17 protein-coding genes are annotated in these 23,273 nt (G+C 57.0%); 14 read left to right on the top strand and 3 right to left on the bottom strand.

The genetic code is table 11. The features are described 5' to 3' along the window. Window positions 1–23: 23 nt before the first annotated feature. Window positions 24–740 carry a hypothetical protein gene (locus ACFSW5_RS23065; RefSeq protein WP_379278574.1) on the bottom strand — a complete coding sequence of 239 codons (717 nt, stop codon included), beginning with the start codon at window positions 738–740 and terminating at the stop codon, window positions 24–26. Between the two features lie 486 nt (window positions 741–1,226). On the opposite strand from ACFSW5_RS23065, the gene ACFSW5_RS23060 reads away from it, so the two are divergent. The 3 genes from ACFSW5_RS23060 (at window position 1,227) to ACFSW5_RS23050 (ending at window position 2,679) form a co-directional block, all read left to right on the top strand. Beyond that, on the top strand, window positions 1,227–1,535 hold the full coding sequence (locus tag ACFSW5_RS23060) for a hypothetical protein (RefSeq protein ID WP_379278572.1): 309 nt from the start codon (window positions 1,227–1,229) through the stop codon (window positions 1,533–1,535). After that, on the top strand, window positions 1,516–2,085 hold the full coding sequence (locus ACFSW5_RS23055; protein WP_379278570.1) for an HNH endonuclease signature motif containing protein: 570 nt from the start codon (window positions 1,516–1,518) through the stop codon (window positions 2,083–2,085). Before ACFSW5_RS23060 ends, ACFSW5_RS23055 begins: the two co-directional genes overlap by 20 nt. 72 nt (window positions 2,086–2,157) lie before the next feature. Then, window positions 2,158–2,679, top strand: a complete 522-nt coding sequence (locus tag ACFSW5_RS23050; protein ID WP_379278568.1) for an SMI1/KNR4 family protein — start codon at window positions 2,158–2,160, stop codon at window positions 2,677–2,679. A gap of 632 nt (window positions 2,680–3,311) precedes the next feature. Here the strand turns inward: ACFSW5_RS23050 and ACFSW5_RS23045 are convergent. Continuing rightward, window positions 3,312–3,740: a DUF6376 family protein gene (locus tag ACFSW5_RS23045; protein WP_379278566.1), complete on the bottom strand. Its 429-nt coding sequence runs from the start codon at window positions 3,738–3,740 to the stop codon at window positions 3,312–3,314. A 268-nt stretch (window positions 3,741–4,008) separates the two neighbouring features. On the opposite strand from ACFSW5_RS23045, the gene ACFSW5_RS23040 reads away from it, so the two are divergent. After that, complete coding sequence (locus ACFSW5_RS23040; RefSeq protein WP_379278563.1) at window positions 4,009–4,494, top strand: nucleoside deaminase; 486 nt, start codon at window positions 4,009–4,011, stop codon at window positions 4,492–4,494. Between the two features lie 162 nt (window positions 4,495–4,656). Here the strand turns inward: ACFSW5_RS23040 and ACFSW5_RS23035 are convergent, their stop codons facing one another. After that, window positions 4,657–5,643, bottom strand: a complete 987-nt coding sequence (locus ACFSW5_RS23035; RefSeq protein ID WP_379278747.1) for a Gfo/Idh/MocA family protein — start codon at window positions 5,641–5,643, stop codon at window positions 4,657–4,659. A gap of 253 nt (window positions 5,644–5,896) precedes the next feature. Here ACFSW5_RS23035 and yunB point away from each other — a divergent pair, with 253 nt between their 5' ends. The 10 genes from yunB to ACFSW5_RS22985 all read left to right on the top strand — a co-directional run bounded on the left by yunB (window position 5,897) and on the right by ACFSW5_RS22985 (window position 23,127). Continuing rightward, window positions 5,897–7,153: a sporulation protein YunB gene (gene yunB, locus ACFSW5_RS23030; RefSeq protein WP_379278560.1), complete on the top strand. Its 1,257-nt coding sequence runs from the start codon at window positions 5,897–5,899 to the stop codon at window positions 7,151–7,153. Window positions 7,154–7,244: 91 nt separating this feature from the next. Continuing rightward, complete coding sequence (locus ACFSW5_RS23025; protein WP_379278558.1) at window positions 7,245–7,403, top strand: hypothetical protein; 159 nt, start codon at window positions 7,245–7,247, stop codon at window positions 7,401–7,403. A 54-nt stretch (window positions 7,404–7,457) separates the two neighbouring features. Then, entirely contained in the window at window positions 7,458–8,582 is a 1,125-nt protein-coding gene (locus ACFSW5_RS23020; protein ID WP_379278556.1) for a glycoside hydrolase family 88/105 protein, read from the top strand. Between the two features lie 39 nt (window positions 8,583–8,621). Next, entirely contained in the window at window positions 8,622–10,886 is a 2,265-nt protein-coding gene (locus tag ACFSW5_RS23015) for a glycoside hydrolase family 88/105 protein (protein WP_379278554.1), read from the top strand. A gap of 385 nt (window positions 10,887–11,271) precedes the next feature. After that, entirely contained in the window at window positions 11,272–14,628 is a 3,357-nt protein-coding gene (locus tag ACFSW5_RS23010) for a hypothetical protein (RefSeq protein WP_379278552.1), read from the top strand. Window positions 14,629–15,125: 497 nt separating this feature from the next. Next, a complete protein-coding gene (locus ACFSW5_RS23005; RefSeq protein WP_379278550.1) occupies window positions 15,126–17,441 on the top strand; it encodes a helix-turn-helix domain-containing protein in 2,316 nt (771 codons plus the stop codon). A 180-nt stretch (window positions 17,442–17,621) separates the two neighbouring features. Beyond that, window positions 17,622–18,572: an ABC transporter permease gene (locus ACFSW5_RS23000; protein WP_379278547.1), complete on the top strand. Its 951-nt coding sequence runs from the start codon at window positions 17,622–17,624 to the stop codon at window positions 18,570–18,572. Beyond that, window positions 18,572–19,438, top strand: a complete 867-nt coding sequence (locus tag ACFSW5_RS22995) for a carbohydrate ABC transporter permease (RefSeq protein WP_379278545.1) — start codon at window positions 18,572–18,574, stop codon at window positions 19,436–19,438. Before ACFSW5_RS23000 ends, ACFSW5_RS22995 begins: the two co-directional genes overlap by 1 nt. 49 nt (window positions 19,439–19,487) lie before the next feature. Beyond that, complete coding sequence (locus ACFSW5_RS22990) at window positions 19,488–21,035, top strand: extracellular solute-binding protein (RefSeq protein WP_379278543.1); 1,548 nt, start codon at window positions 19,488–19,490, stop codon at window positions 21,033–21,035. A gap of 28 nt (window positions 21,036–21,063) precedes the next feature. After that, window positions 21,064–23,127, top strand: a complete 2,064-nt coding sequence (locus tag ACFSW5_RS22985; RefSeq protein ID WP_379278540.1) for a glycoside hydrolase family 65 — start codon at window positions 21,064–21,066, stop codon at window positions 23,125–23,127. Window positions 23,128–23,273 lie beyond the last annotated feature (146 nt).

Below are 23,273 nucleotides of genomic sequence, written 5' to 3'. Positions count from 1 at the left end.
CGGGGTTCGTTCGCTTTTCCGTATTATTCGCCGTCTAGCATTTCGTCGTATTTCTGCTTGATTTTATTCCAATCCGGATGCTGCGTATCGTAAGCGTCCAATAACTGTTTCAGTTTTCCGTTTATGGCCGGATCTACTTCAATATTGCGTTGCCGGTGGATATCCCATGCAAGCAGCAATAGCTTGGCCATGTCCAAATCGCCTACGTCGATCGAATCGAAATCGGAAGGGAACAATTTTTGAAGCATGATAAACGCGGAACGGCTGTCTTCTTTGGAGTACAGCAAGTCATAAAGAATTTCGAAATTGCCGGAATGCTCCTTGCTTTCGATCGTTCTGAAGAAAGGAGGATCGGACAGCTTGGAGTTCGGCATCCCGACAATAACCGTATTTCCGCCCATATCCGTAATGTAGAACCTTCTATCGTCCGCCAGGTCCTTCAGTTTTGAAATCCGGGGTATGCCCGAACGCGGGATTTTTCCGGTCTTCTCCTTCAGCCTCGAAGTCATTTCCTCGTATACGCGATCGACATCGTCGGTTCGTACATAACACATTTGCGGATTTTCGTCAGGCGCAATTCTTTTGTTTCCGTAAAAATGAAATTCCAGCGTTCCGTATTTTAAAACGGCGTACGGATAGGGACGGACGTAAATGCGAACCGTCTCAAAACCTAATTGCTCGTAAAAGGCGGCCTGCTCCTTGACGGCCGGGCACGGCAAAATCGGGATGATCTGATTCAAGGGTTGTTCAACTCCTTTGTCGTTTGATGAGCTTGCAACCTTATCGTACAACATTGATGCAAATGAGAAGGTTTGAAACAACGTCCTGCTGTACGGGGGGATGCGGCAGGCGGAAACCCGTCATGTACATGAATGATTTCGTTCAAGTTCGAGCGGATGGCGGAAACCTCAAGGTATTCCTGCATAGGCTACAAAAAAAGAGCCTGCCGCTAACGCGGCCAGACTCTTTATGGGGTTATTCCCGTTACTTAAGGCTGGAAACCAACGTCCGTAACCGTCACCTTTAATAAATTCAAAAATCCGGAGCCGTCCTTCGGAAATGCAATGCGGGCTTTCTATATGCAGAAGGTAAACGCCGACGGGGCGGTCTCGCCGATTGACTTGAACAGCAATGGAACGCCGAGGAAAGTATTACGTTGCTTAACTAGAAGACGTCGTATACGGTGAATGGTTTGATTACCGGTCAGCGCTACCGGTTGATGGTCGTTGATTGGGACGTGGCCGGCAATATGGGATATTACGAAGGTTGTTAAGTCTTCATATGCTACAACTGCAGAAGATCCGAATAAAATCGAGGAATCTCATTACATTTTCACCTTTAATGAAGCGACAGGTAAAACTGATGTTAAAAAAGTAGATTCGAAAATTCAAAATATTGAAGGTATACAACCTGCTGCTACAGCAGCAGCGGCAGCAGGTTCAGTTCTTGTAAGTTTGATACAAGTTCCAATCGAAGGAGCTTCTGAATTAGAAGTTAGATCGAAAATACTAGATATTGAAGGAAGTACTCCATAAACTAGTTTTTGAATTTGCTGTGTTTAGGGGAAATACAAGAGGAAGTGGCACTTGGCTAACTGGAGTAGATATTACGTTACAAGGTATCCTGGGTGTCCAAGAAGGTAAAGAGGTAGCACATACCTTTGATATCTCCCGAACTGGGTACTATTTTACTGAACTCGGATTAGATGCTTACGATTTTTGGGGCAGTAAGTATTCTGATATCGATCAATATGCGCAAACAAATCAGACGTTGCTTAATAAAAAGGCAATGATATACCCATATTATCGTGATCCGGTTTCACTTAAAGTTATGACGGAACCGCCCGCTAATTGGACTAAAGTTACTGATCCAGTTACTTGGGATTCTTCAACAGATAGAGCGGCTTACATAAAAAAATACAGTGAGCTATACCCAAATAATGGGTACAACTGGTCAGGTTCTGTGACTCATATTCATCACATTAGGCCTTTGATTTACGGAGGAACGAATGCCTTTAGTAACTTGATTCCATTGCCTGCAAACTTCCACATCTATACAGTAACCCCGTGGTGGAACAGCTATTAATTAAAACTTATGATATAATAAACGGACAACTTCTCTTGTTGTCCGTTTGTTTTATAGAAAGGTGTGATATGATTGAAATCATCTTCATTGGTAAGAGAAACTTTAAACGGTCTAACAAGCATACTTGAAATAAATAAAAACTTTATTTATATATTAGATGGTAATGGAGAAGTAGGGAAGTATACTTGTAAATTCAATCGCGGTGTTACGGAGCAGGAAATAGAGGATTTTAAAACTTCTACAGGGCTTGTGATTCCAGGAGAATATATTGAATTTTTAAAGATAACCAACGGTTGTGATCTTTTTAATCACGAACTATATGGAGGAGAAAATACTTTTTATCCAATTGATCAGGTTGACTACCTGTACAATACTGTTTATAAGATAAATGGGTTGCTTCAGATTGCTTATATAAGTGGAGATTGGATTGTAATTGATTGCAAAAAATACAGTTCAGGTGACGAAAAATACATGCATGTTGTTAATAGCGCAGCATCCTTAGAAGACGATTTGAGGTGTTTAGGTTGTAATTTTGAAACTTGGTTTAATCGTTATATCGCAACTAACGGGAAGAATTACTGGTCCTGGAAATAATTGAAAAAAACACCGTGTAGACGGTGCTTTTTCTTTGTCTTGAAGCTTCGTAAAAGAGGATCTTAGATTCTAGATACTTTATATGCCAGGGTTCTAGTAACCAGTCTTTAATTAACACAAAAGGATTCATTATTACTTGAATGGATGGTCTTGCTGAAAGGCATTCAGCAACGAGGTAGATGAAAAAGTTTTCTTGCTCCCTTTGGGCAGCCATCCATCATTTATCGTTATGTTGAAGCTCATGAAACAACCATACTACCAGGTGTTAAAAGAGCCCCATATCGTTGGGGGGGAAGTGGTAAGAGATCCTTGTGTAGTGACTCATCTCGTACATCTCCAATTGGTAATTTAATCTAATGCAGTATATCAGAAATACGCTGATTAAGAAAAGAGAGTTGTTCGGAGTGCATTGTTAAGTAGTTTTTCAATTCACGTCACAGAATGTCCCTTCTGTGACGTGTTTGTGGTGTAATTTGCCTAGATAGAGGTAGCAAAGGGGGGATAAGTGAAACAAAACACGTCACGGAAGGTAATTGTCATTCCGGATGCAAAAAATATCGTTATCCGATTGGAAAAATCGATTCATCGAGGAAGAAATCCAGGGCTACCCTTGCCTGATGTTCAAAAGAAAATTAGAGATTTTGGATCATATCCATCGTCTCTTTGATTTTGCCCACCGTCTGCATAATATCCGAGTTCTGGATATCGACGATTCCGTTCTGAATTTGTTCGAGATAGGCGTTAATGTTTTCGAGCAGCGTCTGATTTAAGGCAACCAGCTGTTCATGCGCCTGTGCGGCAAACTCTGGCGCTTCCAGACCGTTAAATTCGGAGATGCGCGCTTTCATGTTTTCCAGCTCCGCAATGAGCGATTCGCGTGCGTTCGTGTCCGTTACGGCTTGCTGCGCCAGACCGGGAAGCGATTCGGCGAACTGCGTCGCTTCATTGATGTAGGATGCGGCTTCGCCTGTATAGTCCAAGGACTGATTGACCTGATCGAGCCAGGAACAGCCTGACAGCAAAACAACGAGCAGCGGTATCCAGAATAACCGTTTGATCATGTTTTTCCTCCTTACGGTTGATTTAGGGAGTGTCGATTGAAGTTGGCTTTATTACAGTAATACGGCCGGTTGGGGATAAAGGTTTTATTTTATTGCATAGAGATGATCCGCTCCTTTATGCATCGTGACTAACGTCATCCCGTCTCCGTTGGCGTTTGTGCCAAAAACGCCGCGCAGTTCGTTGACGGCTCCAACGTTCGCTTCTAAGCTTAATCCATATCCGTAAGGCGATACGGAAGGAAAACGAATGGCGATTGGAGGATGTCCGATGGCGGAGCTGGACCACGTCCGATATTTAAGAAGAAGCATCGAGGTGTCGAAGCTTGCGAGAGAAAGCGGCAATACGCCGTTTGGCGCGATCCTTGTCGATGCGGAAGGCACGATTCTGCTCGAGCAGGGCAACGTGGAAATAACGGAGCATCGATGCACCGGGCATGCCGAAACGGCATTGATGGAAAAAGCTTCGAAGCTCTATACGCCCGAGCAGCTATGGACCTTTACGCTTTATACGACGTTCGAGCCGTGCGCGATGTGCGCCGGGGCGATGTATTGGGGCAATCTCGGGCGAGTCGTGTATGCGGCGACGGAAAAGGATTTGCTGCAGTTAACGGGCGACCATCCGCAGAACCCGACGTTCGATATGCCGTGCCGGGAAATTTTCGCCCGCGGGCAGAAGAAGATCGAAGTGATCGGTCCGTTCCCGGAGCTGACCGAAGAGGCTTGCGCCGTGCATGCCGGGTATTGGGAGCGATAAAAGGAAACTCCGGCAGCGGGCACAACCGAAGGGCAGGACAACCGGCTGCCTAACCGAAAACAAAAACGCAGCGGACCGATTGGCTGGAACAGCCCGGCTTCCGCTGCGTTTAATTTTTGAACGCTTGATTATTCGTTTATCGGGAACGGCTTGTCGTCCGGCTTAACGCTTATCCGCCGGATAAACAAGGCCGAACTGCCTGCGCGCCTCGTCCATTATGCGCATCGTCGCCATGGAGTTGGCGAAGCTGTTGACCGGCGATTCCGTCTTGCCCTCGAGCACCAATTGGACGAAATGGTCGAGCTCGTACGACATGATCGGCCGGTCGCCCGGTGTGCCCAACGTTTCGACGCGCCCGTCGCGGTATTCGATGCGAATGTCGCCGGGCTCGCTGATCCGGTCGATAAGCATGTTGCCGTTCTCCCCCTGGATTTCGGACGGAAGGTGCGAATTTGTAATTTTGGAATAAGCCACAACGGCCTCCATATCGTCGTACTCCAGCAGAATGCTGCCTTCGCCGTCGACGCCGGACTCCAGCATAACCGCCGTCGCTTTGACGGCTTTCGGCGCCCCGAAGCAGGCGACGAGCGGATAGAGGCAATAAATGCCGAGATCCATGAGCGCCCCGTTGGAAAACTCGGGATTAAACGCGTTCAGCACCGTGCCTTGCTTGTACGCATCGTAGCGGGACGAGTATTGGCAGTAGCTGCCGGTGTACCGGCGGATCGCGCCAAGCTTGTCCAAATTGCTGCGCACCGCTTCAAAGCCGGGCATAAGCGTCGACTTCATCGCTTCCATCAGCAGCACGCCGTTCCGCTCGGCGGCGTCGATCATCTCCTGCAGCTCGCCGGCATTGGACGCGATCGGCTTCTCGCACAGCACATGCTTGCCGCCGTTCATGCAGGTTACGGCATAGTCTTTATGGAAAGAGTTCGGGCTTGCGATGTAGACGGCGTCCAGGACGTCGCTTGCAGCCATCGCTTCCAGATCGGTAAAAATATGCTCCGCACCGTATTTTGCGGCAAATTCCCGGGCACGCTCCTCCGTGCGGGAATAAACGGCCGTAAGTTTAAATTGTTCGTTGTGGCGCGCTGCATCGAGCAGCTGCTCCGTAATTTTGTTCGTTCCGATGACGCCGAATCGAACCATACGGATCATCTCCTTTTCTCCTGATTGGTGGATCTTTTTTGCGAACGATGAACTCTTAAGCAACTCAGTTAACTTCGAGTTCAACCCGCGTCGGAAGTTTCTGTCTGTCTGTTCTTCCATTGCCTAATATAGCACAATCCTCCCTGCATGTCGCTTTTGCCGGCCCGGTCAAGCGCATCTTCTTTTTGCGTGCCCGGACGCATAAGCATGTATTAACGGACGCCGCACGAGGATCGAGGGGAGTGCTGTAGCGATGGCGAGATGGGGAAGAAGGGGACTGCTGTATTGGCTGAACCAAAGCGGTTCATGGCGGCGGACCAAAACGGTGCAGTGGGGAAGCAGGCCGGCGGGAGGAAGCTTGCCCTCTCTATGGTCGGGACTGCTGTCCGCCAGACCCAAAAGGATGAGGCTCGGACCTCATCGCGGTTTGTTCCGCGCCGTCCCGGCGAGGCCGGCCAAAGCGCGGCCGTCTTTCCGGAAATCCGGGATGAAGCTGGGAAACCGGAGCCGGCCGCTGTTTGCGGGCGGCGTTGTCCGTTCCCCGCAGGCGGGATCGGGTACGGGAGAGGCGTTTCGCAGAGCCGGAGGATCCGCGGCGAAGCGGGGAGGAAGCGGCGGCAGCGGCTGGGGAACCCGCGTTTCCAGACCGCGGAAGCGCAGGGGGACGTTGTGGCTTATTGCCGGCATGGTTGTAATTCTCGCGGCCATTCAGTCGTTTATTTATGTGGACCGTCATTTGCGGATTCCGATGATGAACGTGGCCAAGGTCCGCATGAATCAGGTCGCGACGCAGGCGATTAACCAGGCGATTACGGAGCAGGTGGCGTCCCAGGCGTCGTTCGACAAGCTGATCGATTGGAAAACGAGCGGCGAGGGCAAAATATCGGGTTTCATGCTGAACTATTCCGAGCATATGAAAATTACGGCCGAAACGATCGATACGGTGTCGAGGACGCTGTACGATTTGCAGCATTTGAAGGAATCGATTCCGATCGGGCATGCGCTCGGCAGCGCGATTCTGTCGTCGTACGGCCCGCGCGTACCGGTGCAATTCGAGCCTGTAGGCGCAACCCAGGTTCAGCTCAATACGCGTCAAAGCAGCATCGGCATCAACAATACGCTGGTGGAAGTGTATATCAAGGTCGTGACGGAAATCTCGATTATTATCCCGTTCGATACCGAGCCGCAAAAAGTCGAAGCGGAAATACCGGTTTCGTATTTGCTTGTGGTCGGCGACGTGCCGATGTACTACTACGACAACAAAGGCAATCCGGTCGGGGATTCGGCCGGCAGCGCGCCGAACATCTCCGTGCCTCTCGGCGGAGAAGAAGGTCCGCAAGGGACGAAGCGGCAGGAGGAGAGCGGCAATGTCCCGGGCGCCGGCGGGCAAGAGGAAAGCGGCGGCGCCGGCATCATAACGCCTCCGGCAGGGGAGCAGCCCGGTACGTCGGTACCTGACGGCACGCAGCAGGAAGCCGGCGATGGCAGCGGGGGGAGCAACGGGCGCTAGCGGGCGAGCGGCAAAAAGCCCGCCGAAATGGAGGCGGCGCCGATCGGCGTTGATGTTTTTTGTAAGCTTGCGATCAAAAAGAAGCTTTCCGTTGTTTCGAGCAATGGAAAGCTTCTTTTTGCGTGCGGGCGAATCCGGCCGTATCCCGGCTGCGGCCGACCGGTCCGATCAACCGAACGTGCGGGAAATGAACCGTTTGTTCATACGGTGCCGGCTTGCCGGAATCGCCCATCCGCTGGCGATACGATAGATTGCGGCTGCGGCCGGCCGGGTCTTAGGATGAAGGCGGAGAGGGGGAAAACAAATGGAATGCTGGTCGGAGAAATGGGCGCGTCCGTTCATGGATCGGTATCCGCTGGTGACGGCGCTGCCGTTTTACTCGCGTCTGTCATGGAATTACGAAATCGGCTGCCTGCTGACGGCCATGGAAAAGCTGTGGCGCCAAACGGGCGAGCGCCGCTATTTCGATTACGTCAAAGCGAACATGGATTTGTACGTGCGGGAGGACGGTTCGATCCGGGGCTACAGCCTGAACGAATACAACGTCGACCAAATCAATTCGGGGAAGCCGCTTTTCGCCTTGTACCGGGAAACAGGGGAGAGCAAGTATAAAGCGGCGATCGAACTGTTGGCCAAGCAGCTCAAAAGCCACCCGAGGACGAGCGAAGGCGGGCTGTGGCACAAAAAAATTTACCCGTTCCAAATGTGGCTGGACGGCGTCTATATGACGGCTCCGTTTATGACCGCGTATGCAGCCTTGAGCGGCGACGCAAGCTGGTTCGACGAAGCGGCAAACGAAGTCGCGCTGATGGAGAACAAAGCCCGGGACCCCGTTACGGGCCTGCTTTACCACGCTTGGGACGAAAGCAAGGAGCAGCGCTGGGCCGATCCCGTCACGGGCTGTTCGCCCCACTTCTGGGGACGGGCCGTGGGCTGGTTTATGATGGCTCTGGCCGACGTGCTCGACGACCTTCCGGTCGATCATCCGAAACGCGGCTTGCTCGTCGGGCTGTTCTACCGGCTGTCGGAGGCGGTGATGCGCATGCAGGATGAAGCGACCGGGTTATGGCATCAAATACTCGATCAAGGCGGCCGGGAAGGCAATTATCTGGAAACGTCCGCCTCCGCCATGTTCGTATACGCGCTGGCCAAAGGAAGCCGCTTCGGCTATTTGACCGGGGAAGCGGCGGATGCGGCGCGGCGCGGCTTTGAAGGAATCGTTCGCCATGCCGTGTCGGAAGGAGAGGACGGAGCGCTTCATTTGGACGGCATTTGCAAAGTGGCGGGACTCGGCGGGCGCCCGTACCGCGACGGCTCGTACGCCTACTATATCGGCGAACCGAAGAGACAGGACGATCCGAAAGGGACGGCCGCTTTTCTGATGGCCGCCATTGAGATCGAGCTGCTGGAGCGGCAGGACTGTAATTGAACAAAACACGGCCATACCGATGATGCAGGAGGGACGGTTATGACTTACGTAGAGGAAGGACGGGCGATCGGCGGCGGCGCGCCGGTATCCGAGGAAAAGGTGCTGACGGCGATCGCGGGCCGCTATATCGGGGCGAACCCGAGAACCGCTCCGGTGTACAGGATAATGAACGCGGAAGGCTTCCGGCGGAGAGACGACTACCGTTACGACATGAACGCCGAAGACCGGCTGCCGGAGCTTAAGGAAGGGCAATTCGTTTATGCGTGGGCAAAGCTGTGGGCGGACGAGGAAAGCGCTCATCCGTTCCGGATCAGCTGCTACAGCCATACCCGCTTGTTTATTAACGGCCGTCTCGCTTTCGAGTCGAACCACCGCGACGACGTGCTGCCGGACAGTCGTACGGATATTCGCGGGCAGCTGCGCAAAGGGTGGAACGCGTTCGTGCTCGAGTTCGAAAAAACCGCCACCGGCTGCGGCGCCGTGTTCGGTACCGGTTCGGTGAAGGGAGCTCCCGTTCATTTCCTTGCGCCAAGCGCGGAGCGGGAAGGCGAGGAAGGGTGGATTTATACCCGTCCTCTCGCGGAGCGGCTCGTGCCGGGCAACGCGAAAGAGGTCTCGTCCGGGAACGCCGACGGGCGCATCGTCCGCATGTTCGCCGGCGCGGAGCCGGCATCCGAGGAAACGACGGCGCTGGAATGGCTGCCGCGGCGGGAATGGACGGAGGAAGAGCGGCGCGCCGGGGCCTTCGCGAGAATCGTCGGATGCGCGGCGGGCCGGACCGCGATTGCCTGGGCGAAGCTCGACTGCGGCGGCCCCGCTTACGAAGGAAACGTCAAGCTGAGCGGCAGCCATGCGGGAACGATCCGCATTTGCGCGGACGGACGGCCGGTTTACGAATCGGACCGGGAGGCGGGCCGGTTCGAGGTCCATGTCGCGCTAAGCTACGGCGTTCATGATATCGTCGTCCAGTCGGAGTGCGGAGGGAACGAATGGGGATTCAAGTTTGATTCCTTTGGCGCCGGAAGCGAAGCAAGGTGGCGGAAGCCGCATCCGGTCGAAGGGATGGACGGCTGCTGGCTGTACGCGGGTCCGTTCGGCTCGCCTCCGGCGGCGGAATCGTGCGCAACCGTCGAGCGATTGCTCGGAACGGGCGACGAAGCGACGTTCTGGCGGGCGGACCGGCCGAACGCCCGGGTGCGCCCGTATGTCGAAAGCCGTCTGTTTGGGCGGTGGAACTATCCGCTTGGCGTCACGCTGTACGGCCTGCTGGAAACGGGCAAGGAGCTTGGGAGGGCCGATTACGCCGATTACGCGGCCGACCATATTGCGTCGTGTACGTCTATCGACGAGCTGGTGCTGTGGGATCACGCGAAGCACGGCGCGCCCGGAGCCAACCACCAGCTGGCGCTGATCGACAGCTTGGACGACTGCGGCTCGTTTGGGGCGACGATGCTTCGGGCGCACAAGGAGCGGAAGCTGCCGGGCGCCGAGCGGGCGGCGGACCGCATCGCGCGCTACATCTCGGAGGAGCAGGACCGGCTCGAAGACGGAACGCTGTACCGGTACAGAAGCTTCAGCGAGCTGATGGTGAATACGATCTGGTGCGACGATTTGTATATGAGCGTGCCTTTTCTGTGCCAATATTACGGCTTGACGGGGGACCGCCGGTATATCGACGACGCTGCGGAGCAGTTTCTGCTTTATAAGAACAGGCTGTACATGCCGGAGAGACGCATTATGCATCACGTCTACAACCTGAACTTCGGCAAGCCGTGCACCGTTCCGTGGGGAAGAGGGAACGGCTGGGTGCTGTTTTCGCTGACGGAGCTGCTGGACGTACTGCCGGACGATCATCCGCGGCGCGGGGTACTGCTGGAATTTTACCGGGAGCTTTGCGGCGGCTACTTGGCGCTGCAGGACGAGGAAGGGTTATGGCATCAGGTGCTGACCGACCCGGAATCGTATGCGGAAACGTCCTGCACCTCGATGTTCGTGTACGCCTTCGCCAAAGGCGTGCGTTCGGGCTGGCTGACCGATGCGGGCCGCTACGCGCATGCTGCGCTGCGGGGGTTCGAGGCGCTGACCCGGCACTGCATCGATCAAGGCGGCAACGTATACGGCGTATGCCGCGGATCGGGCTATTCCTTCTCCCCGCTCTATTACAAGGAGCGCTTGTCCTGGCTGCTGAACGACACGCACGGCATCGGCATCGTGCTGCTTGCCGGCATCGAGTCGAAACGGCTTCGCGCGTTTCTCGCCGCAAGGCCAGTGCCGGCGAAAGACGCGGCTGTTCATGCCGAATAGGCCGTATCCGTCCGGCCGGGATCCGGCCGGCCCCGTACGAAGCCAAGAAGAGGGCGCTTTCGCACCTAATACAGGTCTCAAGTCTATAACCGGCTTTATACGGCGCGTATTTTGCCGGAAAGCGGCAAACGTTTCCGCGCCTTCTCCGGCGGCGTTCCGCGAGGCCGGGCTTCGGAACGAAAGTTGCGCCGAGCCGGAAGGACCGGATGGGCATGAGCCGAATAAATAATACGTCCGTTCGCTTTACACCCAAGATAGCGAAGCGGCTCCGAAGGAAGCCGAAGCCGCGAAAATCCGCACCGCCGCCAGCGGCATTAGAGCCGGAACGCCGGACGCCGCCACTCGTTTCGCAGCGGGCGTAAACGCAACCGAAAGGGGACCAGACATGCTGAAGCAAAGCGAGTTTGCAAATCCGGGTCCGGAGTATCGGATCCACCCGTTTTGGTTCTGGAACGGGGAGATGGAGGACGCCGTCATTCGGGAGCAAGTCCGGGAGATGGCGGACAAAGGCGTCGGAGGGTTCTTCCTGTGCGCCCGGCAAGGGCTGGAGGTACCGTATTTATCCAAGGCCTGGTTCGATAAAGTCCGGGTCGCCGTCCAAGAGGCGGAGGCGTGCGGATTGCATGTATGGCTGTACGACGAGTTTCCGTACCCGAGCGGGATGGCCGGCGGCGAAACGGTGCTCCTGCACCCGGAAGCGAAGCTTCGTACGCTCGAATGCAAGCGGGCGCCGGTACGGGGAGGGGAGCGTCTGACGCTTGCGCTTCCATGGGCGAAAGCGCTTTATGCCCGGGCGGTTCCCGTCGCGGGCGGCAAACGCGATTGGGAGCGGTCGGTCGATCTGGCCGATTATATCGGCAGCGTCCAGACCGAGCCGGTGTTTCAGAAAACCGGGCTGACGGCCTACAACGATAAGCGGTATTTTACTTACGGGACCGCCATGCGGCTCGAATGGACCGCGCCGGAAGGGGAATGGGAGGCGCTGGTCGTTCTGGAGAAGGAAATCGGCGACTTTAAATATTACGGCACTTACGTCGATCCGTGCAACGCCGAAGCGATGGAGACGTTTATCCGGCTGACGCACGGCCGTTACGAGAAGCACCTGAAGCCGTATTTCGGCTCGGTGATCAAGGGCGTCTTCAGCGACGAGGTCGGCCTGCTCGGCGCCATGCCGTGGTCCCCTCGGCTTGCGGAGCGGTTCCGGGCGGAATTCGGCTACGACCTTGGCGGCAAGCTGTATGCCTTATACGACGACGAAGCGCCGGAAGCGGGGCGGGTCCGGCAGCATTATTACCAGGCGATCCATCTGCTGCTTCGCGAAGCGTATCACCGGCAGGTTGCCGATTGGTGCCGAAGCCGCGGGCTGCAATACGTGGCCGAGGCGCCTTCCGTGCGGCACGCTACGCTGGACTGCACCGACATTCCCGGCGGGGACGCCGGCCACGAGAAGCTGGGACGGCCGCTGGGCTGGCTGCTGCGGCGGAATGCGGCTCATTTTCGCTACAATCCGAAGATGGTCAGCTCGCTTGCACGGCAGCTGAGCAAGCCGCGCAACCTGATCGAATGCTTCCATAGCGTCGGCTGGTCGATGACGCTGCAAGACGCGAAATGGATGATCGACCGGCTGGCGAGCTTGGGGACGAACATGTTCAACTTCCACGCTTTTTTCTATACGCTGGACGGCATGCGGAAGCACGACGCGCCGCCGTCCCAGTTCGTGCAAAACCCGTATTGGAGCCATTTCGGCAAGCTGGCCGACTACACGGGGCGGATCAGTCTCGTCATGAGCAGCGGTTCGGCGGTCATCGCGACCGCGCTCATTGAACCGACGGCTACGCTGTGGTCGAAGCTCGGCAATCCGTTTCACGGTTTCTCGTACGGAGGCGGCGATCCGGAAGAGAAGGAGGAGCTTGCGCGGCTTCGCGGCTGGTGGATCGAAGCGATGGCCGCGTTGCCGGAGCACGGGAGGGATTACGACCACCTTGACCCGGAGCTGCTGGCCGAAGCGGATGTCGAAGACGGCATCGTCAAGCTCGGTACCGCCCGTTACGAATGCGTCGTCCTGCCGCCGATGATCGAGCTCGAGCCGAAGGCGTGGGATCGGATCGAGCGTTTCCTGCGCCAGGGAGGCAAGGTGGTCGCTCTCGGCCGGCTGCCGGAGCGGAGCGCGGGCGGGGAAGGAGCAGAGGCGGCTTTCGCAGACGCCGTAAGGCAAACGTTCGGTTGCGAAGCGGGATATCCGGCCGATCGGCCGCTTGAAGAAAGCTGGCGCAAGGGCGAGCGGGACGCGTATTTCCTGCCGTTCGCCGAGGACGCCGATCCGCAGGCGGTCATGGCGGAAGCGTGCCGCAAGCTGGAGGAGCTTCAGCCGCTGCCGGCCCGCTTGGACGCGGGCGGCGAGCGCGGAACAACGCTGCTTCACGTCCGGCGGCTGGACGGCGGGGATGTCGCCGTCTTTATCGCCAATCAAGAGGGCGGCACGATTCGCGGCGAGTTGACGCTCCGTCTTGCCGCGCTGTTCCGGGACGCCTTGGAGGAGGGCGAAGACAGGCGGGGCATACGCGCCATCGAATGCGAAACGATGTGTCTGGAGACGGGGGCGGTCGTGCCGCATTGCATATTGGAGGCGGACGAAGCGGACGCCGTCTCGCTTCCCGTCGAGCTCGCCCCTTACGCTTCCGTCTTGTACCGGTTCAGGCCGGCGCCGGCGCTTTCCGAACTGCCGGGTTCCGCCGAACCGCCGGGCCCCGCCGCGCCTGGGGCATTCGCGGGATTGGCCGGCCCGGCGAATTCCGCCGAGCCGTGGGTTTGGAAGCTGGACGCGTCCGGGCCGTGGAGCGTGACGCTTCGAAGGTCAAACGCGCTTCGCCTCGGCCGCTTCCGCTTTGGAATCGCGACGGAGGACGCCCGCTATGTGAGCAAGGCGGCGGTTACCGTCGAGCCGAAGACGCTGATCGATCAATGCGAGGATTTGGCGCGGGCGGAAGGGGAAGGCTTGCCGATACGCATGCGGCAGCCGTTCGGCACTCCGATGCGCATGGAGCTTCCGTATCCGCTGTACGCCTCTTATTCGGCGTCATTCGAGCTGGACGGCGCCTTGTCCGGCATCCGGCTCGTCATGGACGAAGAGGCGGTTGCCGGAAAAACGGAAATCGCCGTAAACGGCAAGCTGCTCGCGCCGGAAGGCTGGCAGCCGGCGTTTCTGTACGATCACCGCAACCGCGCTTACGAAATAACGCCGCTGCTTGTCCAAGGGAGGAATGAAATTACCGTTCATGTGCGGGCGGAGCGGGATTCCGACGGGCTGAACGATCCATTGTACGTGACGGGCGATTTCCACGTACGCTTGAGCGAGGCCGGAGAGCCGGTCCTGGTCCCGGCCGAGCCCCTGTTGCTGCCGCTTCGTTCGGGTCCTTGGAGCCGCTTCCCGCATTACGCGGGGGAGCTTTCGTTCCGCGCGGCCGCCGAACTTTCGGAGGTACCCGCCGCTTCATCGTTCGAGCTTGTTTTCGACCAGTGGGACGAACATTTCCACGATGTCGCCGAAGTAAGGGTGAACGGCGCGCCCTTGGGAGCGAGAGCTTGGACGCCTTACCGTTGGCAAGGGGATACGGCCGTGCTCAAGGCCGGGCGCAACGAGATCGAGGTTATCGTGACCGACTCGCTCGCCGGGCTGCTGGAGGGGCGGTATTTCGATTACGCAAGGCATGAACTGCGAAGCGTGTTCGAGCCGGGCGAATAGCGCCGCCGTTGTCTGCCGGTCTGCGATGCGACTGCGACCGCCGGCACCTTGGATTTGAATGTAAATGCAATCATATATTTAAAAATAAGCCCAAAGGACCAAAACGGCGGCGTTAACTGCAAAGATGCGGTTAACGCCGCCGTTTATGAATGGAGTTACGGGGATGCAATTTTAACTGTATCATCGCAGTTCATATGAGGATGCTGCCGGCCAGCGGCTTTTTTAACTGTACATTTACCGTTAAGACTAAAGTGTTCCGGCTTTTTCGCCCGCTTTACCCGTCCAAGGCGGCAGAGCGAGCCAAAGCCGGTTGGTTGAAACGTTTGGTCCCCCTGCTCCGTCCGTACGCAGTCGCCGGTTTTGTCCGCAAAACGAGGGGAATTTCATATGTTTATAGCCGGGTTTCAAATTTTGACGGTAATAAAGCGGTTAGAAAGAAAGCGCATTCTTTTTTTGAGCAAAAAGGGAACGAGTCGCCGCCGCATGTGGTAACATAAGTGAAAAGACTGATAGCCGGGGGGCATGCCGCGATGGCGAAGCTGACGAACTGGACGAGAACGTTATTGTCGACGACGCAGGCAAGACTTGTTTTTGCGCTTACGATTGCCGTGTTTCTAATCATCCTGACGGTAAGCCTGACCTCGTATTATACGTCCAAGTCGGTGCTGCAAAGCGAGCTTAGCGAAATGCATCATCAGCTGCTGAGCGACAAAATGAATTTTATCGAGGGGTATATTCAGGACACGGACGGCAGCGCGATCAAGCTTGCCCTTCACTCGGGCGTTTACCGGTATTTGACCGAGGAGGGCCAGTTGTCCCAGGCGGAGATCAAGCAGCTGACCGACTATTTGAAATCGATCGTCGTTAATCTCCCCTATTTGGAAAGCGCATACATTTATAATACGGACACGCGCAGCTTCGTCGCTTATCCGCAGGGCTACAGCTCCAGATTCATTACGTTTCCGGACTCGGACTGGGTAGGCGTCGAATCGGAGCTGCGGGAGCGGCCGATGCTGGTCAAATCGCGAACGCTCTCCGCTTCCTCCGGGCGCGAAGGCGCGAGCCAGCTGACTTATTTCCGCAAGATCGTCATCCAGGGGAAGACGAAGGGAATTATTGCGATGAACTATGACAGCGCGGCGCTCTTCTCGCAAATGCGCCTGAATGCCGTATCCCGCATCGACAATTCGCAGTACATTCTGGACAAGGACGGGAACCTTGTATATGCGCTTGGGAACGGTCTGATCGACGAGAGTGCGATTCATCAAACGATCTCGCGCCTCGGAGAGAAGCGGTACGGCGATTTCAAGCAAGACGGCAAGCGGCTGCTGCTGACGTACAACCCTTCGCCGATTACGCAGTGGAATTACGTATCCATCGTTTCGCAGGACCAGGTGCTGGCCAAGTCGAAAACGATCCGCACCGCCGTTCTGCTCGTCTCGTTCGGCGCGCTTGTCCTCGGGGCATGGCTCATTATCCATATTCATGCGGTATCGTTCCGGCCGATCCGGCGGATGACCAGATTGCTGGCGGACTACGAGAAGAGCGATGACGGCACGGACTTCGGGAAGCTGGAAGGCATTACGTACCGGCTGCTCCGGTCGCATGAGGAGCTGTCGCGGCAAATCCGGCTGACGAAAGCGGAGGCGACCTCCAAGTTCGTGCAGGACGTCGTGATGGGCAATCTGTCCGGGAAGCGGGAGATCGAATCCCGCTGGCGGCAATACTTTCAGGATTGGACGGGCGGGCCGCTGCGCGTCGTGATCGTTTCGGTCGACCGGTACGCGGAGTGGGCGGAGAACGTCACGGACAACGACCGTTTTCTTTACAAATACGCCATGCTGAACATTGCGGAGGAGCTGCTGGCCGGCGATTGCCGGAGCGTGAACCTGGACCTCGGGAAAGATAAGCTTGCCTTGCTGATTCAGCCTATATCCGACCGGCAGCCGGATCTTGGGGAGCGGCTGGAGGGCGCCATACGCATGATTCAAGGCGTGCTTCGCACGGACGTCTCGATCGGAATAAGCCGGCCGTTCGAGGAAATCCTCAGGCTCAGGCAAGCGTTCTACGAGGCGGAAACCGCGGTTGGCTACCGGTTGTACCGCGGATACCGTTCGGTCATTTCATACGAGGACATCGCCGCGGCGGAAGGGGCGGGGCTGCCCGATCCGGCCCATTCGGCCAATCTGCTCGAAGCGGCGGAATCGGGAAACGCCGAGCAAGCGCTCCGTCTGATGGAACGGATCGCCGAGCACATCGGCCGCGGGGAGCCGTCGCCTTCCGCAGCGATATTCGCCTTCGCGGATATCCGCAAAGGGCTTCTCAAGCTGGAAGGGATGAAGGAGCATGGCGGCTGGGACGACCCGGCGGTCGCTTCCCAGCTCGAGACGTTGACCTTGGACGGCATCGCCGGGCTGCTGGAGAAGGAAATCGTCCGGACGTGCGAGCATTGCCGGGGCATGACCGGCAGCAAAGAATATTTGATGGTGCGGCAAATGATCGAATTCATGAAGCGGCATCTGGACGGAAACATCGGCGTGCAGGAAATTGCCGCGTCCGTTCCGATCAGCGTAAGCCTGGCCAGCCAATTGTTTAAGCAGGAGACGAACGAAACGATTCACGACTATTTCACGAAGCTGCGCGTGGAGCGCGCCGGAGAGCTGCTGATCGAAACCGATTACAAGCTGTCCGAAATCGCGCGGATGGTCGGGTATCAGCACGAGAACAGCTTCATCCGGGTGTTCCGCAAATTCAAAGACATTACCCCCGGCAAATACCGGGAGAATATGAAATATAAACGGTTTAGCGTCTGAATCTAGCCGATCAACGGAACTTCCACCCTATGAGCCGATCTTGCACCGGGGTGGAATTTCTTATTTTCGCCCATGCCAAACGCGAATGATTCATTGCCGCTCCGCAGCCGGCCGCCGTATGATCGGGGTGCGCGCATCTGCAAGATCATCATTCGATATGGAAAGGCGGTCGAAAGCGGCATGGCTTACTCTCGCGTGGCGCCCCAGGAGGGAGCAAGGCAGCGGGCATCCGTAAGCCGGTATTGGCGGAACATGCGCAGGCATTGGATGCTGTATCTCATGATTTTGCCCGGCATTGTGTATTACATCGTGTTTAAATACGTTCCGCTTGCCGGGAGCGTTATCGCTTTTCAGGACTACCAGATCTTGAAAGGCATCTGGGCAAGCCCTTGGGTCGGCTTCGATAATTTCAAATTTATTTTCTCGTATCCGGATTTTTGGAACGTGCTGCGCAACACGGCGCTGATCGCCCTATACCAGCTCGCGTTCGGATTTCCGGCGCCGATCGCGCTTGCCCTGCTGTTTAACGAGGTCCGCAACACGATTGCGAAGCGGACGTACCAAAGCGTCTTTTATTTGCCCCACTTCTTGTCCTGGGTCGTCGTCGGCGGCATCGTGTTCGAGCTGCTTGCGACGGGCGGCATCGTCAACGTCGTTCGGGGCTGGTTCGGCTACGAGCCGATTCTGTACATGCAGGAGGAGAGCATGTTCCGTTCCATCGTCGTGCTGTCGGGCATATGGAAGGAAGTCGGCTGGGGGACGATCATTTATCTCGCCGCGCTGACGAGCATCAACCCGAATTTGTACGAGGCGGCCGTCGTGGACGGGGCGGGCAGATGGAAGCAGATGATTTACATTACGCTTCCGTCGCTTCTGCCGACCATTACGATTTTGTTCCTGCTTCGGATCGGCAATTTTCTCGAGCTTGGCTTCGAGCAAATCTTCAACTTGCTGACGCCGATGACCTATTCGGTCGGGGACATTATCGAAACGTACGTTTACCGGGCCGGCGTGCTTCAAGGGCAGTACAGCATGACGACGACGATCGGCTTGTTCCAGTCGGTTATCGGGTTTGCGCTGCTGTGGATTTTTAACCGGTTCGCCAGAAAAACGGAGCAGGGGTTGTGGTGATGAAAACGTCAATCGGAGAAAAGCTGTTCACGTTCGTCAACTACGCGTTTCTGACGGCGGCGTCCTTTACGATGATCGCGCCGCTGCTGCAAATGCTGGCGGTATCGTTCAGTTCGCCGGTCGCCGCCGACTCGAAGAGGGTGTTTCTGCTGCCGGTCGAGTGGACGGCCGCTTCGTGGGAGCACATTTTGAACAGGCAGGATCTGTGGCAGTCGTTTGGCGTAACGGTCTTTATTACGGTGGCCGGCACGTTCGCAAGCCTGCTCATCTCGGTGCTGACCGCGTATCCGCTTGCGCACGCGAAATTCATGATCCGCAAGCACGTCATGTTCGGCATTGTCATTACGATGATTTTCAACGCGCCGCTCATCCCGTTTTATATGACGGTCAAGGCGCTCGGCATGCTCGATTCGATCTGGGCGCTGATCGTTCCCGGCGTTCTCGGCACGTTCAATATGGTCATTATCCGTACCTTCTTTATGGGCATCCCGTCGGAGCTGGAGGACTCGGCCCAAATCGACGGCTGCCACGATTTCCGGGTGCTGTTCCAAATTTATTTGCCTTTGTCGAAGCCGGTGCTGGCGAGCGTCAGCCTGTTTTACGCCGTAGGTTACTGGAACACGTTCCAGCGGGCGATCTTGTTTATCCGCGATTCGAGCCTGCACCCGCTGCAGGTGAAGCTGCGCGAATATATCGTGACGCCCGAAACGCTGGACGTGCTCGACATGATCGGCAACGTCGGCTACAACACGACGACGCTGAAGGCGGCCACGATCATTTTCGCCGCGACGCCGATTATTATGGCTTATCCGTTTCTGCAGAAATATTTCGTCAAAGGCGCAATGCTCGGCTCCTTGAAAGGGTAGCCGGAGAGCGGCTTATACATTTTATATTCGGAAAAAAGGGGAGATCGGGATGAAAGCATGGACCAAAAGCGTACGACTCGCGCTTGCAGCCGCGTTGGCGGGCACGGCGCTGCTCGCCGGATGCAGCGGCGGCAAATCGGAATCCGGCGCTTCCGGCGCGGAAGGCGTGAATTCCAAGTATACGGTCGTCGACGTATACAAAACCCATCTCGGCAAAGGCAAGCTGCCGAAAAGCGACGATGCTCACGTGCAATATGTCGCGGAAAAAACGGGCGTGCTGTATAACCTGGTCACGACCTCGTCCGGCGGCGATCCCGTCGAAAGCATGAACGTCATGATCGCGTCCGGCGACCTGCCCGACATTCTCCGCCCGGTGGGCGGCGTCGAGCAGACGCTTATTTCCCAAGGCGGGGCGCTGGCGCTGGACGATCTGCTGCCGAAATACGCGCCGCACGTATGGGAGAGGATTCCGCAGGAAGCGTGGGATATCGTGCGGGCCGCGTCCGAGGACGGCAAAATTTATTACGTGCCGAAAATTTACATGATTCCGGAACGGGCGCCGATGATCCGTCAGGACTGGCTCGACAAGCTTGGCCTCGAAATGCCGCAGACCCAGGAAGATTACGTTAATGTGCTGACGGCTTTTCTGAATGAGGATCCGAACGGCAACGGAACCAAAGACGAGCTGCCGACGACGGGCCGCGAGTTCGGCACGTGGATGGACCATTTGTTCGGCATGTACGGCGTGGCGATGTGGGAAGGCAAGCCGGAGTGGGACATTTACGACGGAAAGCTGCAATACGCCGGCGTCACCCCCAATATGAAGGCGGCCGTTCAGTTCGCCCGGGAGCTGTACGAGCAAAAGCTGCTCGACAGCGAGACGTTCTTGAACAAGGGCGAAATATGGACGGCGAAAATCAACAACAATCTGGTCGGCAGCTGGTACCATCTCCCCGCGAACCTGAAGGACAAGATCGCCGCGATCCAGACGCTTGCTCCAGATGTTCAAATCGCGGGCATGCCGATGCCGAAGGTGGAAGGCTACGAAGGCTTCGTCACGCAAAAAAGCGTCGGGGAGCCGGAATGGCTCATTCCGAAAGTTTCCGAGGACAAGGCCGAAGCGTCTCTCAAGCTGCTCGATTTCTTCTACGATCCGGCGAACGCTGAATTCGTCCGGTTCGGCATCGAAGGCGTTCAGCACGAGGTTGTGAACGGGAAGAAGCAACTGCTCCCGGCCGACGACAACAAGCCGATCGGACTCGGCATGCTGAACTACAACACGAAGGAAACGATGGACGAACGGATCGAGCAGACGTTCCCGGAGGATCAAGTCCAGATGATCAAGGACATCTTCGAAACGGCGACCGCCGACGCTCGCCGCATTGCGGGAGACGGGATGCCGGCGTCCGTCTACGAAGGATATCCCGACATTCAATCCCATAAGCTGTTCCAAGAATATTTGTCCAAGATCGTCATCGGCGAGTGGCCGATCGAGAAATTCGACGAGTTCGTCGACAGGTGGAACAAATCCGGCGGCGAAGAAGTGACGAAACGGGCGCAGGCTTGGTACGACAAAGTAAAAAGCTATCAAAAATAATCGAGTTTAACCATTAGGAGGAATCCGCATGCAACCGATTGACCGGAAGGCGCTCGTCTCCCGTCATAATCCGGTTCTCCGCCGGGCGGAGAAGAAGGCGCCGCTTTCCGTCGGCAACGGGGAGCTGGCCTACACCGTCGACGTTACCGGCATGCAAAGCTTTCCGGAATCGTATGAATTCCCGCTCGGAACCCAGACGAATTGGGGGTGGCATTCCACCGGCGGGCGGGCCCGCCACAGTCTGGAGGAGCTTCGGCTGAAGCCGTTCGATACGCACGGAAGAAGCGTAGGCTACGCCACGGACGCTGCCGGGCAGGAGGAAGTTTTTCACTGGCTGAGGCAAAATCCGCACCGCGTCCAGCTCGGCGCCTTCGGCCTTGAGCTGCTGGACGAAGACGGAGGCGCCGTGAAGCTGGAAGAGCTTCACGATATCGAGCAGACGCTGGACCTGTGGCGGGGCGTTATCGACAGCCGCTTCAAGGTGCGGGGTACGCCCGTTCGGGTCATGACGGCCTGCCATCCGGATTCCGACCAGCTCGGCATCCGGATCGAATCCCCTTTGATCGGGGAAGGCCGCTTGTCGATTACGGTTCGCTTTCCGGCTCCGCACCCGCAAGCCCGCGCCTGGGGGAACAGCATCGCTTTGAACTGGGGCTGTTCGGACCTGCATCGGACGGCGTGCCTAAGCGCAAACCGCCGCGGCGCGGAAATCGAACGGATCATGGACGAGGACGCTTACCGCGTCAAGCTGGCATGGACGGACGGGAGCATGGAGCAGACGGGCGCTCATGCGTTTCGAGTCGTTCCGGCCGCTTCGCTCGAACGGCTGGACTTAACCGTTTGCCTATCGCCGGGAGATGCGCCGGCCGCCGAAGCGGCGGACGCCGTCTTCGAAGCTTCGAGCCGCCATTGGGAAGCGTTCTGGCGGCGCGGCGGCGCGGTCGAGCTGGCGGAAAGCCGCGATCCCCGGGCGCTGGAGCTCGAGCGGCGCGTCGTATTGTCGCAGTTTCTGACCGCGCTTCATTCGGCGGGCACGCTTCCCCCGCAGGAAACCGGGCTCATGTACAACAGCTGGTTCGGCAAAGCCCATTTGGAAATGCATTGGTGGCATGCCGCCCATTTCGCGCAATGGGGACGCATCGATCTGCTTCGCAAAAGCATGGACTGGTACAGCCGGATATTGCCGAAAGCGCGCGAGCTTGCGGCGTCCCAAGGCTACGAAGGGGCCCGCTGGCCGAAGATGGTCGGGCCGGAAGGCGACCAGAGCCCGTCCAACGTCGCGACCCTGCTTATCTGGCAGCAGCCGCATCCGATCGACTTGGCCGAACTATGCTATCAGGCTGAGCCGACCCGCGAGACGCTTGAACGTTACCGGGACATCGTGATGGAAAGCGCTCGTTTTATGGCCTCCTACGCCGTCTGGGAGGAGGCGGGCAGCCGCTACGTGCTTGGTCCGCCCGTGATTCCGGCGCAGGAGAACCATAGAGGGGACCGGACGATGAACCCGACGTTCGAGCTGGAATATTGGCATCACGGGCTGACGATCGCCAGCGAATGGCGGAGCCGGCTCGGCCTCGCTCCCGAGCCTCTGTGGGAACGCGTCTGCGCGCTGCTGTCGAGGCCGCATGAGAAGGACGGCGTCTATGAAGCGCACGAGCTGATATCGGATACGTTCGAGACTGCGAACATCGACCATCCGTCGATGCTGGGCGCTTGCGGCGTATTGCCCGGCAAGCTCGTCGACAAGGAGACGATGCTCCGGACGCTTCACCGCGTCCGCGACAGCTGGGCATGGGAAACGTCGTGGGGCTGGGACTTCCCGATGGCCGCCATGAGCGCAGCCCGGCTCGGCGAGCCGTGGCTGGCCGTCGACATGCTGCTGATGGATCAAGTGAAAAACAGCTATCTCGCGAACGGCCACAACTACCAGCGGGGCGATCTGCTCTGCTATTTGCCGGGCAACGGGGGACTGCTTGCCGCCGTCGCTTTGATGGCTGCGGGATGGATCGGCGGCCCCGATACGCATGCGCCCGGCTTTCCGGGCGACGGAACGTGGACCGTGCGGCACGAAGGGCTCGTGCGGCGAATATAGGCGATTATAAAGGAATGGATAGACGATAAGGCCGTCCCCTCGCCGGGGACGGCCTTGATGAGTTCGTTAGAATTTGGCGCGGTTCGGGAAACCGGAAGAGAACGGCGAATTCGAAGGCGGACCGTCATCTTCCTTTGGCTTCATCT

This window comes from Paenibacillus thailandensis (assembly GCF_042685365.1).
GTDB lineage: Bacteria > Bacillota > Bacilli > Paenibacillales > Paenibacillaceae > Paenibacillus_AP > Paenibacillus_AP thailandensis.
The sequence above is the reverse complement of the archived record's forward strand: the minus strand, read 5'-3'. Positions and strand labels throughout refer to the sequence as shown.

Coding starts and splice junctions, on each gene's coding strand:
- ACFSW5_RS23045 (WP_379278566.1), bottom strand. CDS start 3,740: ATGATCAAACGGTTATTCTGGATACCGCTGCTCGTTGTTTTGCTGTCA.
- ACFSW5_RS23040 (WP_379278563.1), top strand. CDS start 4,009: ATGGCGGAGCTGGACCACGTCCGATATTTAAGAAGAAGCATCGAGGTG.
- ACFSW5_RS23035 (WP_379278747.1), bottom strand. CDS start 5,643: ATGGTTCGATTCGGCGTCATCGGAACGAACAAAATTACGGAGCAGCTG.
- yunB (WP_379278560.1), top strand. CDS start 5,897: ATGGCGAGATGGGGAAGAAGGGGACTGCTGTATTGGCTGAACCAAAGC.
- ACFSW5_RS23020 (WP_379278556.1), top strand. CDS start 7,458: ATGGAATGCTGGTCGGAGAAATGGGCGCGTCCGTTCATGGATCGGTAT.
- ACFSW5_RS23015 (WP_379278554.1), top strand. CDS start 8,622: ATGACTTACGTAGAGGAAGGACGGGCGATCGGCGGCGGCGCGCCGGTA.
- ACFSW5_RS23010 (WP_379278552.1), top strand. CDS start 11,272: ATGCTGAAGCAAAGCGAGTTTGCAAATCCGGGTCCGGAGTATCGGATC.
- ACFSW5_RS23000 (WP_379278547.1), top strand. CDS start 17,622: ATGGCTTACTCTCGCGTGGCGCCCCAGGAGGGAGCAAGGCAGCGGGCA.
- ACFSW5_RS22995 (WP_379278545.1), top strand. CDS start 18,572: ATGAAAACGTCAATCGGAGAAAAGCTGTTCACGTTCGTCAACTACGCG.
- ACFSW5_RS22990 (WP_379278543.1), top strand. CDS start 19,488: ATGAAAGCATGGACCAAAAGCGTACGACTCGCGCTTGCAGCCGCGTTG.
- ACFSW5_RS22985 (WP_379278540.1), top strand. CDS start 21,064: ATGCAACCGATTGACCGGAAGGCGCTCGTCTCCCGTCATAATCCGGTT.